General features: G+C 70.6%; 14 protein-coding genes. 6 read left to right on the plus strand and 8 right to left on the minus strand.

Features of this window, described 5'->3' with window-relative positions; genetic code table 11:
• Positions 1-40: 40 nt before the first annotated feature.
• From Q5722_RS01145 to Q5722_RS01160, 4 genes are all read right to left on the minus strand, one after another.
• On the minus strand, positions 41-1015 hold the full coding sequence (locus tag Q5722_RS01145; RefSeq protein ID WP_305026369.1) for a DUF389 domain-containing protein: 975 nt from the start codon (positions 1013-1015) through the stop codon (positions 41-43).
• Between the two features lie 12 nt (positions 1016-1027).
• Positions 1028-1372, minus strand: a complete 345-nt coding sequence (locus tag Q5722_RS01150; RefSeq protein ID WP_305026370.1) for a hypothetical protein — start codon at positions 1370-1372, stop codon at positions 1028-1030.
• Positions 1373-1377: 5 nt separating this feature from the next.
• Complete coding sequence (locus Q5722_RS01155) at positions 1378-2286, minus strand: YihY/virulence factor BrkB family protein (RefSeq protein WP_305026371.1); 909 nt, start codon at positions 2284-2286, stop codon at positions 1378-1380.
• A 110-nt stretch (positions 2287-2396) separates the two neighbouring features.
• Entirely contained in the window at positions 2397-3767 is a 1371-nt protein-coding gene (locus Q5722_RS01160) for a cation:dicarboxylate symporter family transporter (RefSeq protein WP_305026372.1), read from the minus strand.
• 130 nt (positions 3768-3897) lie between these two features.
• Here Q5722_RS01160 and Q5722_RS01165 point away from each other — a divergent pair, with 130 nt between their 5' ends.
• Both Q5722_RS01165 and Q5722_RS01170 read left to right on the plus strand, forming a co-directional pair.
• Complete coding sequence (locus Q5722_RS01165) at positions 3898-5475, plus strand: sensor histidine kinase (RefSeq protein ID WP_305026373.1); 1578 nt, start codon at positions 3898-3900, stop codon at positions 5473-5475.
• Positions 5472-6152 carry a response regulator gene (locus tag Q5722_RS01170; protein WP_305026374.1) on the plus strand — a complete coding sequence of 227 codons (681 nt, stop codon included), beginning with the start codon at positions 5472-5474 and terminating at the stop codon, positions 6150-6152. The genes Q5722_RS01165 and Q5722_RS01170 overlap by 4 nt, the downstream gene beginning before the upstream one ends.
• A 62-nt stretch (positions 6153-6214) precedes the next feature.
• On the opposite strand, the gene Q5722_RS01175 is transcribed toward Q5722_RS01170, so the two are convergent.
• Positions 6215-7657, minus strand: a complete 1443-nt coding sequence (locus Q5722_RS01175; RefSeq protein WP_305026375.1) for a glycine hydroxymethyltransferase — start codon at positions 7655-7657, stop codon at positions 6215-6217.
• A 148-nt stretch (positions 7658-7805) separates the two neighbouring features.
• Here Q5722_RS01175 and Q5722_RS01180 point away from each other — a divergent pair, with 148 nt between their 5' ends.
• The 4 genes from Q5722_RS01180 (at position 7806) to Q5722_RS01195 (ending at position 12862) form a co-directional block, all read left to right on the plus strand.
• The gene (locus tag Q5722_RS01180; RefSeq protein WP_305026376.1) at positions 7806-9176 is read left to right on the plus strand and encodes an FAD-binding oxidoreductase; all 1371 of its coding nucleotides are present in this window, start codon (positions 7806-7808) and stop codon (positions 9174-9176) included.
• Positions 9177-9402: 226 nt separating this feature from the next.
• Positions 9403-11088 carry a nitrite/sulfite reductase gene (locus Q5722_RS01185; protein WP_305026377.1) on the plus strand — a complete coding sequence of 562 codons (1686 nt, stop codon included), beginning with the start codon at positions 9403-9405 and terminating at the stop codon, positions 11086-11088.
• Between the two features lie 196 nt (positions 11089-11284).
• The gene (locus Q5722_RS01190; protein WP_305026378.1) at positions 11285-12031 is read left to right on the plus strand and encodes a phosphoadenylyl-sulfate reductase; all 747 of its coding nucleotides are present in this window, start codon (positions 11285-11287) and stop codon (positions 12029-12031) included.
• An 87-nt stretch (positions 12032-12118) separates the two neighbouring features.
• On the plus strand, positions 12119-12862 hold the full coding sequence (locus Q5722_RS01195; RefSeq protein WP_305026379.1) for a sirohydrochlorin chelatase: 744 nt from the start codon (positions 12119-12121) through the stop codon (positions 12860-12862).
• Between the two features lie 105 nt (positions 12863-12967).
• On the opposite strand, the gene Q5722_RS01200 is transcribed toward Q5722_RS01195, so the two are convergent.
• From Q5722_RS01200 to Q5722_RS01210, 3 genes are read right to left on the minus strand one after another with little or no spacing between them, the layout of a single operon-like run.
• Entirely contained in the window at positions 12968-13351 is a 384-nt protein-coding gene (locus tag Q5722_RS01200; protein WP_305026380.1) for a DUF3037 domain-containing protein, read from the minus strand.
• Positions 13348-14115 (minus strand): HipA family kinase, encoded by a 768-nt coding sequence (locus Q5722_RS01205; protein ID WP_305026381.1) that lies wholly within the window; start codon positions 14113-14115, stop codon positions 13348-13350. The genes Q5722_RS01200 and Q5722_RS01205 overlap by 4 nt, the downstream gene beginning before the upstream one ends.
• Entirely contained in the window at positions 14115-14957 is an 843-nt protein-coding gene (locus Q5722_RS01210; RefSeq protein WP_305026382.1) for a PPK2 family polyphosphate kinase, read from the minus strand. The genes Q5722_RS01205 and Q5722_RS01210 overlap by 1 nt, the downstream gene beginning before the upstream one ends.
• Between the last annotated feature and the right edge of the window lie 51 nt (positions 14958-15008).

Here is a 15008-nt window from a genome sequence, read left to right on the forward strand (position 1 = left end):
TCCTTCGTGTCGGTTGCTTGCCCACCACGGGTACCCGCGGTCAGGCGCCGTACACGTCGGACCGGCGCCGATCTTCCAGCCGAGGGACACGGCGCACGGCAACACGACTCCAGACCCGCTCCTGGACGGCGAGCGTGAGCCACCCGGCGAGCGCCATGCCGGTCAGGTTCACCGCCAGCTGGAGGGCACTTCCGACGATCTCGTCGGTCTGCCAGAACGCCAGGCCGAGAGCGATGTTGCCCGCGGCCGGGATCGTGGTCACCGAGATGAAGACACCCGACAGTCCACCGACCCGGGATGAGGTCACCGAGAGCACTCCCGCCGCACCGGCGATCACCGCCACCACGAAAGACCACCGGTCGGGTGAGTAGACGAACGCCGTCGCCGGGCGCGCCGCCGTGACCTGCTCGACCGTCACCCAGCCCAGGGCCCGGCCCACGAGCGCGAGGGCGGCACTCACCGCGATCGCGACCAGGAAGCCCAGCGCGAGGGCACGGGTGGCCGTCGCGAGCAGGGTGCCGCGGCGCCGCACCAGCGCAACGCCGAGCGCTGCGACGGCCCCGAACTCCGGGCCGAGGACCATGGCTCCGATCACGAGGATCTGCGAGTCCAGGACGATCGCGATGCTCGCCAGCAACGTCGCCAGGCTCATGAACGTCAGGAAGATCCAGTTCAGCTCGCTGTCGTCGTACCCGCGCTGCACGACGTCGGCCCAGACCACGGCGTCCGCGCTGCTGCCGGGCGTGCGCCGCTCCGCGTCGAACCCGTCGCGCGAGGCCCAGGTCGCCACCGGCTGGAGCTGCACGGTGCCGTCGCGGTGCACGCCGAGGGCGCGCAGCGCCTCGACCACGGCGTTGGCGCCCTCGCGGGGCAGGTCGGCCTCGACCAGGTCACCCGCGGGCAGCAGCGCCGCTCCGCGGACCACCGTCAGTCCCGTCACCGCAGGGTCGGCCCGCAGGAGCTCGACCACGGCGGCGGACGACGCGGCCGGTACGACGGCGCGCAGGTGCAGCACGGGCCGGCCCGCTCAGTCGGCGACTTCGCCGAAGATGCTGATCCGGTCGTCGGCGGTGCCGGCCTGGCCCCTGGTCACCGAGGACACGAAGCGGAACTCGTCGCCGACCGTCGGCACGGCCGAGCCCGAGACGCGCTGCCACTGGCCACAGAGCGTGTCGCCCTTCGCACCCTCGAGGTCGGAGACCGCGTCTGCCTTGAGGCACAGACGGTGTGTCTTCGTGTCGTACGACGAGACGACGGCTGTCGTACGGTCCGGCGAGTCCCAGCCGGTGACCGCGCCGGTCAGGTAACCGCCCGCGAAGACGATGACGCCCGCGGCGATGACGACGGGGGTCGGAAGGTTCACGTTTCCCACGGGCGTCAGTCTGGCACGGACCTGTTCGTCAGGTGTGGCCACACGACGTCGACGGAGGCGTTGACCGCGGCGCCGATGAGCACGGCGATCGAGACGATGTAGAGCCAGATCAGGACCGTGATCGGCGCGGACAGCGGGCCGTAGACGCTGGTCGACTCACCCGCCGTGGCGGTGAGGACGGTCCGCAGCAGCCACGAGCCACCGATCCAGCAGACGATCGTGAAGAACGCTCCCGGCAGGTGGTAGCGCCAGGCCGACCGGGACGGCACGCTCACGTGGTAGAGCGTGGTCAGGAAGCAGACGCAGAGCAGCAGGACCGTCGGCCAGTAGAGGCTCTCGAGGAAGTCGAGACGCTCGGGGATCCACCGGCGCACGAGCGACGGGCCGGCGACGACGAGCGGGATCGTGACCATGCCGGTGAGCAGGCCGAGGATGTAGAGCCCGAAGGAGAGCATCCGGGTCCGGATGATTCCCCGCGACCCGCCCAGGCCGTGCATGATCGTGATGGTGTCGACGAAGACGTTGAGCGCTCGCGAGCCCGACCACAGGGCCAGCACGAAGCCGATCGAGATGACGTCGAGGCGGCCGCCCTTCATGACGATGTCGAACGTCGGGGCGATCACCGCGTTGACCGTGCTCTCGGTCATCGCCTGACTGGCCAGGTCGATCACGTCCGTGCGGATCTCCAGCATCTGGGCCGCCGTGAACTCCTTCACGAAGAAGCCGATGGCGCCGGTCAGCGCGAAGATCAACGGAGGGACGGAGAGCACCGCGAAGAACGCCGCCTCCGCAGCGAGGCCCGTCACACGCCACCGCAGGCACGACGCGACCGTCGCGGTGATCAGCCGCCAGAGGCCGTGCCCGACCCGGCGTACGACGCGGCGGAGCAGCTCGAGCAGCTCGTCCGACGTCATGGGGATCAACCTAGCGACGCCGCCGGGTGAGCAGCCGTCGGAACGGCGAGTGTCGGCGTATCGAGATCCACGTCTCGATACGCCGACACAGGCGTGGTGCGCGGCAGGGGTCAGGCGGTGGCGTGCTCCCGCGGCGCCGGGACGCTGACCGGTGCCACGACCTCGCCGTGTCCGTCGTCGACCATGCTCGACTCGTCGAACGGATCGGCGCCCGAGAGTGCGCGGTCCAGCTGTCCCCGGTCGATGCCACCGGTCCAGCCTGCGACGAGCACCGTGGCGACGGCGTTGCCGGCGAAGTTCGTCAGCGCACGCGCCTCCGACATGAAGCGGTCGATGCCGACGATCAGTCCGACGCCGTCGAGCAGCTCCGGACGGTGCGACGACAGGCCGCCGGCGAGGGTCGCCATGCCGGCACCCGTCACGCCGGCCGCGCCCTTGGAGGCGACCATCATGAAGAGCAGCAGCGAGACCTGCTCGCCGATCGAGAGCGGGTCGCCCATCGCGGAGGCGATGAAGAGCGAGGCCATCGTCAGGTAGATGGCGGTGCCGTCGAGGTTGAAGGAGTAACCGGTCGGGACGACCACGCCGACGGTGGGCCGGTCGATGCCTGCGTGCTCCATCTTGGCGATCAGGCGCGGCAGGGCAGACTCCGACGACGACGTCGACAGGATCAGCAGGAACTCACGGCCCAGGTAGCGCAGCAGGCTGAAGAGGTTCACGCCGGCGGCGACCCGCAGGATGGTGCCGAGGACGACGAACACGAAGAGCGCGCAGGTGATGTAGAAGCCGACCATCAGGACGGCGAGGCTCTTCAGCGCGTCGACGCCGGTCTCCCCGATGACGGCGGCCATGGCGCCGAACGCGCCGACCGGCGCCGCCCACATGATCATCGACAGGACGCGGAAGACGAGTCGCTGGACGTGGCCGACGCCACGCAGCACCGGCTCCCCCGCGGTGCCCATCGCCTGGAGCGCGAAGCCCACGAGCAGGGCGACCAGGAGCGTCTGCAGCACCTCTCCGGAGGTGAGGCCACCGAGGAGCGAGGTCGGGATGATGCCGAGGAGGAAGTCGGCGGTGGTGGCGTGCGCGCCCTCGGCCAGCCCGCTGCCGGCCTCCGCGGTCGCGGAGGTGATGTGCAGGCCGCTGCCCGGGTGGAGCAGGTTGCCGACCACCAGGCCGATGCCCAGGGCGACGGTCGACATCACCATGAAGTAGCCGAGCGCGAGCCCGCCGACGCGGCCGACCTTGGCCGCGCTGCGCACCGAGCCGACGCCGAGGACGATCGTGCAGAAGATGACCGGCTGGATCATCATCTTGATCAGCGCGACGAAGGCCTGGCCGAGCGGCTTGAGCTGCACGGCGGCGTCCGGCGCGAGGATGCCCACGGCGATGCCGAGGGCGACCGCGCCGATCACGGCGAGGTAGAGGTAGTGGGTGCGGTCCTTGCGGCGGTTGGTCGCCTGACCGGTGCTGTCGCTCATCAGTTCCTCCAGCGGTGTGCGGGACCCTCCCGACCCGCTCATGCTGTCCAGTCGTGTGACGACCGTCACCGTTCTGTTCACAGAGTTCACGCCGCTGCACGTGCGGCCCGGAACGTGCAGAATCACCGGCATGGCCCGTCCCCGGCGCGACAGCTCCGTCGCGCGGCAGATCCTGCTGCTCCAGCTGCTCCTGGTGACGGCGCTCGTTGCCGCGGCGCTCGGCCTGGCGGCGTACGACGCACGGGGCGACGTCCGCGCGCAGGCCCGCCAGGACGCGCTGGCCGTGGCCCTGACCGTGGCCGACTCCCCCGCGGTGCTCGCCGCGCTGCGCTCCCCCGACCCCTCGCAGGCACTGCAGCCCTACGCCGAGGAGGTCCGGCGCGACACCGCCACCGACTTCGTCGTCGTCATGGGCCTCGACCGGACCCGCTACACGCACCCCGACCCGGCACAGATCGGCAGGAAGTTCGTCGGCGACCTCGGCACGGCACCGGAGGGCACGCCGTTCACGCAGCAGTACAAGGGCACCCTGGGCCCCTCCGTGCGCGCCGTCGTCCCGGTGATGGACGGCGACCGGGTCGTCGCCCTCGTGTCGTGTGGCATCACGCTCGACCGGATCCACCACCAGCTGGTGGGCGCGCTGTTGCCGCTGGGCATCGCGGGAGCGGTGGTGCTCCTGGCCGGCGCAGGCGGCGCCTTCCTCGTCAACCGGCGCCTGCGTCGCCAGACGCACGGGATGGGGGCCGACGAGATCACGCGCATGTACGAGTACTACGACGCGGTGCTCCATGCGGTGCGCGAGGGCCTCGTGCTCGTCGACACCCACGACCGGGTGCAGCTGGTGAACGACGAGGCTCGCCGTCTCCTGGGCCTCCCCGACGAGGTCGCGGGCAGGTCCATCCACGAGCTCGGCCTGCCGCCCGGCCTGAGCACGGCAGCGGTCGACGACAGCGCCGCCGCCGACGACATCTACGTCACCGACCGCAACGTGCTCGTCGTCAGCTCCTCGCCCGCCGTCTGGCGCGGTCGCACCGTCGGCTCCGTCGTCTCGCTGCGCGACCGCACGGAGCTGCAGGACGTGGCCGGCGAGCTCGACCTGGTCCGCGGCCTGACCGACTCGCTCCGGGCCCAGAACCACGAGGCGGCCAACCGCCTGCACGCCGTGGTCTCCCTGATCGAGATGGGCCAGCCGGAGGAGGCCGTCGACTTCGCCATCGGAGAGCTCCAGGTGGCGCAGCTGCTCACGGACCGGATGACCGCCTCCATCGAGGAGCCGGTCCTCGCCGCCCTGCTGCTCGGCAAGAGCGCGGAGGCGGCCGAACGCGGCGTCGCCCTCGAGGTCGAGGGGCGGCTGGTCGTCGCCGACCTGCCCCTGACCCCGCGGGAGCTGCTGACCCTCGTCGGCAACCTCGTCGACAACGCCCTCGACGCGGCGGCGGGCTCCGACGTACGCCGGGTGCGCGTCGCCTTCGAGCACACGGCGGACCGGCTCGAGGTCGTCGTCGACGACAGCGGCCCGGGCGTGTCCGCTGCGGATGCCGACCGGATCCTCGAGCGCGGCTGGTCCAGCAAGGCCGCCTCGGGTCGTGGCGTCGGGCTGGCCCTCGTGGCCCAGCTCGTCCGTCGCCACGGCGGGTCCGTCAGCGTGGAGTCGGCGCCGCTCGGGGGCGCGCGGTTCCGCGTGACCTTCCCCCTGGAGCAGCCATGAGCATCCGCGTGCTCGTCGTCGAGGACGAGGAGATCGCAGCCCGCGCCCACGCGGCGTACACCGACCGGGTCGCGGGCTTCGAGACGGCAGGCGTCGCACGCTCGGCGGGCGAGGCGCTCCGGCTCCTGTCCGCTGACCCCGGCATCCAGCTGGTCCTGCTCGACATGCACCTGCCGGACGGCCACGGGCTCGGCCTCGTCCAGCGGCTCCGCGCCGCCGGCCACCTCTGCGACGTCATCGCGGTGACCTCGGCTCGTGACGCCGACGTGGTGCGGGCGGCGGTCGCCCAGGGCGTCGTGCAGTACCTGCTGAAGCCCTTCACGTTCGCGACCTTCCGCGACAAGCTCGAGCAGTACGCCGCCTACCGCGCGCAGCTCACCTCCACCGGAGGCCAGGTCGCCCAGCACGACGTCGACGCGATGTTCGGTGCGCTCCGGGCACGCGGTGCCAGTGCACCCCTGCCCAAGGGCATGTCGGCCGAGTCGCTCCGGGAGGTGTCCGATGCCCTCCGCTCGGCAGGCCAGGCGATGTCTGCCTCGGAGGTGGCGGCCGAGATCGGCGCCTCACGGGTGACCGCGCGGCGCTACCTCGAGCACCTCGCCGACACGGGCTCCGTCGAGCGCACGCCACGCTATGGCGGCGCGGGCCGCCCCGAGGTGGCCTACCGCTGGCGCTGAGACGGCGAAGGGCGCCCCGCTGGACCAGCGGGACGCCCTCGGCCGTGAGCAGATGACGCGGCTCAGGCCAGGTCGAGGCCCGGGTAGAGCGGGTGCTTGTCGAGCATCTCGGCCGACGCGGCGCGGGTCTTGTCCGCGACGCCGTCCGCGAGCTTGTACGTCGCCTTCGAGGAGCCGCCGTCCTTGGTGACACCGGGGGTGGTGTTCTGCAGGACGTTGACGACCAGGTCGGCGACGTTGTCGAACTCGTCGTGACCGAAGCCGCGGGTCGTCAGCGCCGGCGTGCCGAAGCGGATGCCCGAGGTGTACCAGGCACCGTTGGGGTCGGCCGGGACGGAGTTGCGGTTGGTGACGACACCGGCGTCGAGCAGGGCCTGCTCGGCCTGGCGGCCGGTCAGTCCGAAGCTGGTGACGTCGAGCAGGACCAGGTGGTTGTCCGTGCCGCCGGTGACGAGCTTGGCTCCACGCTTGAGGAAGCCGTCGGCGAGCGACTTGGCGTTGTCGGCGACGTTCTGCGCGTAGGTCTGGAAGGACTCGGTCTTCGCCTCGGCGAGCGCGACGGCCTTCGCGGCCATCACGTGCGAGAGCGGGCCGCCGAGGACCATCGGGCAGCCACGGTCGACGTTGGCGGCGTACTCCTTGGTGGCGAGGATCAGACCACCGCGCGGGCCGCGCAGCGACTTGTGCGTCGTGGTGGTCACGACGTCGGCGAACGGCACCGGGTTCTCGTCACCGGTGAAGACCTTGCCCGCGACCAGGCCCGCGAAGTGCGCCATGTCGACCATGAGGGTCGCGCCGACCTCGTCCGCGATCTCGCGCATCTTCGCGAAGTTCACGCGACGCGGGTACGCCGAGTAGCCCGCGACCAGGATGAGCGGCTTGAACTCCTTGGCCTTGGCACGCAGCGCGTCGTAGTCGATGAGGCCCGTGACCGGGTCGGTGCCGTACTGGTTCTGGTGGAACATCTTGCCCGAGATGTTCGGGCGGAAGCCGTGGGTCAGGTGACCACCGGCGTCCAGGCTCATGCCGAGCAGGCGCTGGTTGCCGAGCTCGTGGCGCAGCTTCTCCCAGTCCGCCTCGGTGAGGTCGTTCATGTTCTTGACGCCGGCGTTCTCGAGCCACGGGCCCTCGACGCGCTGGGCGAGGATCGCCCAGTACGCGGTCAGGTTCGCGTCGATGCCGGAGTGCGGCTGCGCGTAGGCGTACTCGGCGCCGAAGAGCTCCTTGGCGTGCTCGGCGGCGAGGGTCTCGACGGTGTCGACGTTCTGGCAGCCGGCGTAGAAGCGGTGACCGACCGTGCCCTCGGCGTACTTGTCGGAGAACCAGGTGCCCATGGTGAGGAGGACAGCCGGGCTGGCGTAGTTCTCCGAGGCGATGAGCTTCAGCGACGCACGCTGGTCCTCGAGCTCCTTGCGGGTCGCCTCGGCGACGCGCGGCTCGACGGAGGCGATCACGTCGAGGGCCTGCTTGTAGGCGGAGCTGGTGAGAGCAGAGAGATCGGTCATGTCGCAGATCCTAGTGAGATCTGCGGGCTGGTCCTGCATCGTCCGCAACCCCAGTGCCGCCCTCCAGTCTTCCCACCGGCCCGTTGCCGGCCCCACGTCCGGGGCAGGACGCTCGAATTCCCGTCGCGTCCCCCGAGAAGGCAGCGCCATGACCGAGACCACCGAGCACCGCTTCAGCGGAGAGACACTCACCCCGGAGAGCGCGGGGTACGACGCGGCGCGCAGCGTCTTCAACGGGCTGGTCGACCGCCGCCCCCAGCGGATCATGCGGTGCTCCTCGGCCGAGCAGGTCGCCGCGGCGATCGCATCAGCCCGCGCGGACGGCCTCCCCCTCAGCGTGTACGGCGGAGGCCACGGTGTCACCGGTTCCGCGGTCGTCGACGGAGGCGTGTGCGTCGACCTGCGCGGGATCGACCACGTGGTCGTCGACGCCGACGCCCGCACCGCCCGCGTCGGCGGCGGAGCGACCTGGGGCGCCTTCGACGCCGCCACCCAGGAGCACGGACTGGCGGTCACGGGAGGCCGGGTCTCCACGACGGGGGTCGGGGGACTCACCCTCGGCTCGGGGAGCGGCTGGCTGGAGCGCGCCTTCGGGTTCGTCTGCGACAACCTCGTGTCGGCCCGGGTGGTCACGACGGACAGCCGCATCGTCACCGCCAGCGAGTCGGAGAACCCCGACCTCTTCTGGGCGCTGCGTGGCGGCGGCGGCAACTTCGGGGTGGTCACGGAGTTCACCCTGCGCCTGCACCCGCTCGGCCCGATCGTGTTCGGCGGAATGCTGCTCTACCCGGGCTTCATGGCCGTCGACGTGCTCCGGAACTGGCGCGACTACATGCTCACCGCACCCGACGCGGTCGGCTCCGGAGTCGCCCTCATCACGGCGCCTCCGGCGGAGTTCGTGCCCGAGCCGGCACGCGGCCAGCCGTGCGTCGGCGTCGTCATCGCGTACGCCGGTGACCCGGACGAGGCACCGGCGGTGCTCGCCCCGCTGCTCGAGTTCGGCCCGCCAGCGGCCAACCTCTGCCAGCCGATGCCGTACGTCGCCGTCCAGCAGCTGCTCGACCCACCGAACCCGAAGGGGATGCACAACTACTGGACCGGCGACTTCCTGACGGAGTTCCCGGACGAGGCGGTCGAGGCCTGGGTGGAGCACGGCTTCCCGCCCGTCTCGCCCCTGACGCAGCTGATCGTCGTCGCCGGCGGCGGGGCGATCGCTCGGGTCGACGACGACGCGACGGCCTTCGGCAACCGCCAGTCGCCCTTCAACCTCCACATGCTCGGCATGTGGCCGCCCGACCCCGCCCAGGACGAGCAGAACATCAGCCACATCCGCGCGCTGTCGGCGGCCATGAAGCCGTGGTCCACCGGCAGCGTCTACCTGAACTTCATCGGTGACGAGGGACTGACGCGCGTGGAGTCGGCGTACGGGCCGGAGAAGTACGCGCGGCTTCGCGGGATCAAGCGCACGTGGGACCCTGACAACGTCTTCCGGCACAACCAGAACATCCCGCCCGCCTGAGGGCCCCGCCTGGTTGCCGAGGCCAGCCATCGTGTCTGGTCCGTCACACGCGTCGCCGCGATGAACGGGAAACGACCGCACGGTGTCTCGGATCACGGACTTCTTGTCCACATCACGAGATTTCGGCTTGTGACGGGGGTGTCCGCAACGTGAGACTTGCCCGCGTCAATGTTGGACCGGCGCTCGCCCGGGTCCGCATTCCCGTTGCCCCGTTCGAAGGACATCGATGAACGACCAGCCCACCCCTGCCGTCAAGGTGGAGATCCCCCGTCCGAAGCGCGGAGAGGGTCAGTGGGGGCTCGGCTATCTCGAGCCGCTCAACAAGAACGAGCAGTCCAAGCGCGACGACAACCCGCTCAACGCGATCGGTCGCATCAAGGGCACCTGGGCCCAGACCGAGTTCGACCGGATCGACCCGGCCGACAAGCGCGGCCGCTTCCGGTGGGCCGGCCTCTACACGCAGCGCGCCCCCGGCTTCGACGGCGGCAAGACCGCGACGCTCGAGGAGGAGGAGCTGGACGACAGCTTCTTCATGATGCGCGTCCGCACCGACGGCCAGATCCTCTCCGCCGCCGCGCTCCGCACCCTCGGCGACCTGTCCAACGAGTACTGCCGCGGCACCGCCGACATCACCGACCGCAACAACATCCAGTACCACTGGGTGGACATCGCGTCGGTGCCCGACATGTGGGAGCGCCTCGACGCCGTCGGCCTCACCACGATCGAGGCCTGCGGTGACTCGCCGCGCCCCTTCCTCGGCTCCCCCGTCGCCGGCATCGCCAAGGACGAGCTCATCGACGGGTCGTCGGCTCTCGCCGAGATCAAGCGGCGCTCGCTCGGCAACCCCGACTACTCGAACTTCCCGCGCAAGTTCAAGACCGCATTGACCGGGCACCCGTCGCACGACGTGGCACCCGAGGTCAACGACGTCGCCTTCGTCGCGACCGTCCACCCCGAGCTCGGCGTCGGCTTCGACTGCTGGGTCGGTGGCGGCCTCTCGACCAACCCGCACCTCGCACAGAAGCTCGGCGTGTGGATCCCGCTGGAGGAGGTCCCGGACGTCTGGGAGGCCGTCGCCGGCATCTTCCGCGACTACGGCTACCGCCGCCTGCGCTCGCGCGCCCGCCTCAAGTTCCTCGTCGCCGACTGGGGCGTCGACAAGTTCCGTGAGGTCATGGAGGTCAAGTACCTCAAGCGCGCGATGGTCCGCTGCGAGTCGCCGGCCGTTCCGGAGCACCAGGGCGACCACATCGGCGTGCACGAGCAGAAGGACGGCAAGTTCTTCATCGGCGCCGCCCCGGTCGTCGGCCGGATCAACGGTGACGTCCTGACCGGGCTCGCCGACCTCGTCGAGCAGTACGGCGCGACCGGCGCCCGCCTGACGGCGTACCAGAAGCTAGTCGTGATCGGCGTCGACGGCGACGACACCGAGGCGTTCGTCGCCGCCCTCGAGAAGATCGGCCTCACGGCCACGCCGTCCAACTGGCGCCGTCGCACGATGGCCTGCACCGGCATCGAGTTCTGCAAGCTCGCGATCGTCGAGACCAAGGACAGGGCTGCTGCGCTCATCGAGGAGCTCGAGAAGCGCTTCCCCGAGCTCGACACCCCGATCTCGGTCAACCTCAACGGCTGCCCCAACGCATGCGCCCGGACCCAGGTGGCCGACATCGGCCTCAAGGGCCAGCTCGTCCTCGACGAGAACGGCGAGCAGGTCTCGGGCTACCAGGTCCACCTCGGCGGCGGCCTGGCGCTCGGCGCCAACTTCGGCCGCAAGCTGCGCGCCCACAAGGTCACCTCGGCCGGCCTGGACGACTACATCACCCGGGTCGTGTCCAACTACCTCGAGGGTCGCGAGACCGGCGAGTCGTTCCAGACCTGGGTGCAGCGCGCCGACGAGGACCTGCTGCGCTGATGACCACCTCGACGATGAGCTCCCGCGCGGAGATCTACCACTGCCCGTACTGCGGCGAGGAGGACCTGCGTCCCCACTCCGCCACGACGGGCGAGTGGGAATGCCGCAGCTGCCTCCGGGCGTTCACCGTCACCCTGCTGGGCCTCATCCGACCGGACGGATCCAGCGGGTCCGTCTCTTCACCGGAGGATCTGGCATGACCGCCGCAACGACGCGCGCCGCGCGCCTCTCGCGAGGCTCGCAGATCGAGGGCCGCTCCCAGGAGGAGCTGCGCGAGATCGTCTCCCACGTGGGCGCCGAGCTGGAGCTCGCCCCCGCGGAGCACATCATCGAGTGGGCCGCCGCCACCTTCGGCGAGCGCTTCTGCATCACCTCGTCCATGGGCGACGCCGTGCTCGCGCACCTCGCCTCCAAGGTGGTGCCGGGGATCGACGTGGTCTTCCTCGACACCGGCTACCACTTCGCCGAGACGATCGGCACCGCTGACGCGGTCAAGCACACGATGCCGGTCAACCTGATCACCATCACCCCGCGCCAGACCGTCGCCGAGCAGGACGCCGAGTACGGTCCGGACCTCTACAAGCGTGACCCCGACCTGTGCTGCAAGCTGCGCAAGGTCGAGCCGCTCGCGACGTCCCTCGACGGCTACGACGCCTGGGCAACCGGCCTGCGCCGCGCCGAGACGCACAACCGCGTGACGGCTCCGGTCGTCGGCTGGGACGCCAAGAAGAAGAAGGTCAAGGTCTCCCCCATCGCGCGGTGGACCGACGAGCAGGTCGAGCAGTACATCCAGGACAACGGCGTGCTCGTGAACCCGCTCGTCTACGACGACTACCCCTCGATCGGTTGCTGGCCGTGCACCTCGCGCGTCAAGCCCGGTGACGACCCGCGCTCGGGACGCTGGGCCGGCCAGAACAAGACCGAGTGCGGCATCCACACCTGAGCCGCGCTGGACTCTCACAACTGAATTGACCGTCTGATCGACAGCGTTGTCGACTCGCACCGATATCCCGAAGGGAGGCCGCACACGATGGCTGCTCCTGCACTGGTTGCCCTGGCTCACGGTTCCCGTGACCCGCGGTCGGCCGCGACGATCAACGCCCTCGTGGCAGAGGTCCGGGCCATGCGCCCCGACCTGCGCATCGAGGCTGCGTTCCTTGACCTGTCGCGTCCGTCGTTCTCCACGGTGGTGGACCGTCTGGTGAAGGCCGGTTTCGACGAGATCGTCGTCGTACCGCTGCTTCTCTCGGACGCGTTCCATGCCAAGATCGACGTGCCCTCGGCCGTCGCGGAGCAGGCCGCTCGCCACGAGGGCCTGCAGATCCGCGCGACCGCGATCCTCGGTCACGAGATGTCCTTCCTCGAGGTCCTCGACCAGCGCCTCCGCGAGGCCCTGTCCGCGGCCCGATGTCGCGAGCTGGACGCCCTCGTCCTCGCCGCGGCCGGCTCCTCCGACCCGCTCGCCAACCAGGCCGTGGCCAGGCTCGCCCGGGTCTGGGGCGCGCACCACAAGCTGCCGGTCAAGGCCGCCTACGCCTCCACCGCTCCGCCGGCCACCGGCGAGGCCGTGCGCGCGTTCCGCAACGAGGGTCGGCGCCACATCGCCGTCGCATCGCTCTTCCTGGCTCCCGGCTCGCTGATCGACCGGGCCTCCGAGCTCGCCCTCGAAGCCGGCGCCGTCGCCGTCTCCGAGCCGCTCGGCGCCCACCCGGAGCTGGCCCGCACCATCCTCGCCCGGTACGCCGTCGGCGCCGTCGAGCTCGTACCGGTCTGACCGACCCTCCCTCGCCGAGACGGGGCCCGTGCCGCGCCGAGACGGGGCTTGTGCGACATCGAAACGGGGCTCGTGCTGTGCACGAGCCCCGTTTCGTCGTATCGGCTAACCGACGAAGCGCTGGAGCAAGTGCTCGAGCTCGCGCTTCGGGTCGGCGGTGACACCGCCGTGCACCGGACTCGGCTGGAGGACGGTGCTACGCGGGGCCTTCACGAACCCGAACCGGGTGCCGAGGTCCCCGCGACCCGCAGCGCCCACGGCCGGGTCGCCCTCGCAGATGCCCTCGACATACGCCAGGGCGTCGCAGACGCGGCCCACGTCCAGCGTCGGCGCGAGCGCCTGCAGGCGGGCGGTGTCGCAGCTCCATGCCGCCGCGAGAAACTTCTCCTCCTGGCAGTAGACGACGACGCCCACGTTGACGAACTCCTCCCGCTCCACGCGCGGGACGCAGCGGAGCACGACGTACTGGTAGGGGTGGCGGACCGTCATCGGGCGACCGCCTCCCACCACGCCGTCGCCTGAAGGCGTGCATCGAGGAAGTCGACGTAGGCAGCACGCACCGCGGCTGCAGACTCCGCACCGGGCACCGGTTCCAGCCACGCGTCGGGTACGTCGGCGAGGATCGCCTCGAAGACTCCGCGGTCGAGGCAACCACGGGCGCGACGGTCGATGGCCTCCAGGTCGTCTGCCTTGGCCGCCTCGAGCAGCACGTGGTCGTCGGCGTTCCAGGCCAGAGCGGCGAAGCGTGCAGGATCGCCGACTCCCCCGCCCCAGCCGTGATGGAAGTAGAGGGACGCGCCGTGGTCGATGACCCAGAGGTCTCCGTGCCAGAGCAGGAGGTTGGGGTTGCGCCAGGAGCGGTCGACGTTCGCGATGAAGGCATCGAGCCAGAGCACCGTGCCGGCAACGCCGTCGGGGACGGCGGAGGTGCCGTCGAAGCCGAACGAGCCGGGCAGGAAGTCGACGCCCAGGTTGAGCCCCACGCTCGCTCGGAGCAGGTCCTGGACCTCCTCGTCCGCCTCGTACCGAGCGAGCTCCTCGCTGAGCTCGAGGGCGACGAGTCGCGGAGTCTGCAGGCCCAGCCGGGTCGCCAGGCCGCTCGCGATCGTCTCGGCGACGAGCACCCGGAGCCCCTGCCCCGCGCCGCGGAACTTGCACACGTAGGTGCCGAGGTCATCAGCCTCGACCAGGCCGGGAAGCGAACCACCCTCGCGCAGCGGGGCGATGTAGCGGGTGACGGAGACCGTCTGCATCACTGGACCGGCACCTCGTCACGCAGGCGCTGCTTCTCGTGCTCGACGTCGAAGTCTGCAGGCGGCCACGTCAGGTCGAGACCGCGCAGTGCCTCGAGCAGCAGATGGCCGATGGCCAGGTTGCGGTACCACTTGTGGTCGCTGGGCACCACGTACCACGGTGCAGCGTCGGTGTTGGTCCGCTCGAGCGCGATCTCGTAGGCCTCGCGGTAAGACGCCCACCGGGCACGCTCGTCGATGTCGCCCGGGTTGAACTTCCAATGCTTCGCCGGGTCGTCGAGACGTGCGAGCAGCCGCTCCTTCTGCTCCGCCGCCGAGATGTGGAGCATGCACTTGACGATCGTCGTGCCGCCGTCGGCGATCCGCTTCTCGAAGTCGTTGATCGCACCGTAGCGACGCTCGATCTCGTCGGCGGGCGCCAGGTCGCGGACCCGACCGATGAGGACGTCCTCATACTGCGAGCGGTCGAAGACACCGATGATGCCTGCGGGAGCCAGCGCCTTCTCGATCCGCCACAGGAAGTCGTGGGCCCGCTCCTCCTCGGTCGGAGCCTTGAAGCTGGTCACCTTCACACCGGCCGGGCTGACCAGGCCGACGGTGTGCTCGAGGATGCCGCCCTTGCCGGAGGTGTCCATCCCCTGGAGCACCAGCAGCACGCTGCGGCCTCCGGCCCTGTTGGCGTAGAGCCGCTCCTGCAGCTCGGCGAGCTCGGGACCGAGGCCCTCCAGCGCCGCTTCGGCCTCCTCCTTCCCCCCGTCGTACGCCGGGGTGCCGGCCGGGTCGATCGCCGTCAGGTCGACCGGACCGACGGGGAGCCGAAGTGCGCTCACGAAGGACGTCATGGCAGAACCATAGAGGGCACGGCACAAGCCCCGTCTCGGCGCGGCACAAGC

The sequence above is a fragment of the Nocardioides jiangxiensis genome, assembly GCF_030580915.1.
GTDB lineage: Bacteria > Actinomycetota > Actinomycetes > Propionibacteriales > Nocardioidaceae > Nocardioides > Nocardioides jiangxiensis.

What these genes read in the sequence shown, in the direction of transcription:
- Q5722_RS01155 (WP_305026371.1), bottom strand. Translation starts at nt 2,286, where the DNA reads ATGACGTCGGACGAGCTGCTCGAGCTGCTCCGCCGCGTCGTACGCCGG.
- Q5722_RS01210 (WP_305026382.1), bottom strand. Translation starts at nt 14,957, where the DNA reads ATGACGTCCTTCGTGAGCGCACTTCGGCTCCCCGTCGGTCCGGTCGAC.
- Q5722_RS01200 (WP_305026380.1), bottom strand. Translation starts at nt 13,351, where the DNA reads ATGACGGTCCGCCACCCCTACCAGTACGTCGTGCTCCGCTGCGTCCCG.
- Q5722_RS01205 (WP_305026381.1), bottom strand. Translation starts at nt 14,115, where the DNA reads ATGCAGACGGTCTCCGTCACCCGCTACATCGCCCCGCTGCGCGAGGGT.
- Q5722_RS01195 (WP_305026379.1), top strand. Translation starts at nt 12,119, where the DNA reads ATGGCTGCTCCTGCACTGGTTGCCCTGGCTCACGGTTCCCGTGACCCG.
- Q5722_RS01165 (WP_305026373.1), top strand. Translation starts at nt 3,898, where the DNA reads ATGGCCCGTCCCCGGCGCGACAGCTCCGTCGCGCGGCAGATCCTGCTG.
- Q5722_RS01160 (WP_305026372.1), bottom strand. Translation starts at nt 3,767, where the DNA reads ATGAGCGACAGCACCGGTCAGGCGACCAACCGCCGCAAGGACCGCACC.
- Q5722_RS01180 (WP_305026376.1), top strand. Translation starts at nt 7,806, where the DNA reads ATGACCGAGACCACCGAGCACCGCTTCAGCGGAGAGACACTCACCCCG.
- Q5722_RS01175 (WP_305026375.1), bottom strand. Translation starts at nt 7,657, where the DNA reads ATGACCGATCTCTCTGCTCTCACCAGCTCCGCCTACAAGCAGGCCCTC.
- Q5722_RS01190 (WP_305026378.1), top strand. Translation starts at nt 11,285, where the DNA reads ATGACCGCCGCAACGACGCGCGCCGCGCGCCTCTCGCGAGGCTCGCAG.
- Q5722_RS01170 (WP_305026374.1), top strand. Translation starts at nt 5,472, where the DNA reads ATGAGCATCCGCGTGCTCGTCGTCGAGGACGAGGAGATCGCAGCCCGC.
- Q5722_RS01185 (WP_305026377.1), top strand. Translation starts at nt 9,403, where the DNA reads ATGAACGACCAGCCCACCCCTGCCGTCAAGGTGGAGATCCCCCGTCCG.